The sequence below is a fragment of the Salinivibrio sp. MA427 genome, from assembly GCF_001996115.1.
GTDB lineage: Bacteria > Pseudomonadota > Gammaproteobacteria > Enterobacterales > Vibrionaceae > Salinivibrio > Salinivibrio costicola.
In genome coordinates this window covers 1-1,727 of record NZ_MUFH01000420.1, presented here as the reverse complement: position 1 = coordinate 1,727, position 1,727 = coordinate 1, and the positions used below count along the sequence as shown (strand labels likewise).

Below are 1,727 nucleotides of genomic sequence, written 5' to 3'. Positions count from 1 at the left end.
TTTAGAGTCCGCTGAGCCGGGGTTTGTAACCTGTGGTCGCCGTGCTGAACTGTCTGAAAAACACACGAATCTATTGATAGACGCTTCAAAAAAATCGCGATTTAGTCATCAATACTTCTGGCGGATGGGCGTTGATTATGTGTGGCAAAGCATGAAGGGGAAATCGACAAAGTACTCAGGTAAACATATTAAAAATGGGCTTTGCCTACCCTGGTTAAAATATCTAATGGGGCTATCAAAAAAAACAAGAAGTATCATTGGGTGTAATTTTTCTATGTACAAATCAGACTTAGAAAAAATAAACGGATTTGATATGAATTACGAAGCGCCAGCAGTAGGGGAAGATACCGATATTGAGTATCGGCTACACGGCGTTGGAGTAAGAACTAAAGCGATCAAGTTTGGTGCAGCCTTATTGCATATGTATCATGATGAACTGTCAAGGCCGTCAGAAAATAAGGCTTTATTCAAAAAAACAGTCGAGAATAAAACCTATTGGGCAAAGATCGGACTAGACCGTTTGAAGTGATTACGGTTTGATCATGTTGTATGTTTTATCATATAAAACAGCACATGCGCTAATATCAAATAGCTTGGCTCTTGTTAGTGCGCCTGTCTGCATGCGGCTGAGATCAATCATATTTTTATTTAGGTGTGATACCTTTTTGGCTAGAGCTGCGCTATCGCCCGGCTCAATCAGAAATCCACTGATATTATCTTCAATGATATCAGGGATCCCGCCAGCTCGGGTGCCTATCACGGGTAGCCCTGCTGCCATTGCTTCTAAAATGACCGAGCCTAAGCCTTCTGAATAGGAGGGATGGACGAGTAAATCGGCCGCTGCGAACCAATCGCCCATATTCGTTTGTTTGCCAGCAAAGTGAACGTTGCTGAGTCCTTTCGCTTGAAGCGCTAACGCTTCACGTTCTTTACCATCACCAAGTAAACAAAACTGGATGTTGGGCGATGTGTTAGCAAGTAACCGTGCCGCTTCTATCGTGACATTAAAGCCTTTATGCGCATACATATTGGCGGCATGAATCACTAAGAACTTCCCATGAAATTGCGCTTTGATTTTCTCAACCTTATCTTGCGATACAGGGTAGATGACAGGAGAGCTAGGAATTTTGACTAACTTGGCATCAGGGTAATGTTTTTCTAGTTGATGGATAATCTCCGAACTCAAACCGACCAGGGCACTCGCTTTGCGGTATGCAAGTTGAGATAACCACTTTTTCTTTAAAGGATTATCAATGCGGCGTGTCACGATATAAGGCACATTATGTAATAAGCGCTGGAGCAATGCCCAATAAATCGCTCGGCCTTCGTGGACATGGACCAGATCACATGTTGCGGTGATTGAGCGCTCATGTCGCCGAGTATAGTGCGGACAAAGCACTAATTGGCATTGTTCTAACGCGCGAATTTCATCAGCGAGCGGGCTTTTGGGGTTCACCACTATGGTGAGTCGATAACCCATTGCGAGCTGTTGTTTAATCAGTGTGAGCGTTTGTCGCTCACCGCCACTAAAACCAGAAGCGAGATTAACGTGGCAAATGTGCATCTTAACGTTGTTTTTTAACATAGTCTCTTAGCCATAAGTCGGCATAACGCGTAAAAACGACGTTGGCGCTGAGAAGTGCGAGGATAAAGCCATGTCGACCATCTAAAAATCCTTTTTTCAAGAAATACATCTTAATAAATCTAAAAAGAGCATGCCCTAAAGC

The 1,727-nt window shown here is 43.4% G+C and carries 2 protein-coding genes and 1 pseudogene; 1 reads left to right on the top strand and 2 read right to left on the bottom strand.

Translation table 11 applies throughout. From position 1 onward, the window contains the following. On the top strand, positions 1 to 529 hold a 529-nt coding region (locus tag BZG79_RS15205; protein ID WP_242414220.1), incomplete at its 5' end, for a galactosyltransferase-related protein. Here the strand turns inward: BZG79_RS15205 and BZG79_RS15200 are convergent. Both BZG79_RS15200 and BZG79_RS16840 read right to left on the bottom strand, forming a co-directional pair. Continuing rightward, positions 530 to 1,564, bottom strand: a complete 1,035-nt coding sequence (locus BZG79_RS15200; RefSeq protein ID WP_077774826.1) for a glycosyltransferase family 4 protein — start codon at positions 1,562 to 1,564, stop codon at positions 530 to 532. Position 1,565: 1 nt separating this feature from the next. After that, positions 1,566 to 1,727 (bottom strand): annotated as a pseudogene (locus BZG79_RS16840) (glycosyltransferase family 2 protein); the annotation flags it as partial.

What these genes read in the sequence shown, in the direction of transcription:
- BZG79_RS15200 (WP_077774826.1), bottom strand. Translation starts at nt 1,564, where the DNA reads ATGCACATTTGCCACGTTAATCTCGCTTCTGGTTTTAGTGGCGGTGAG.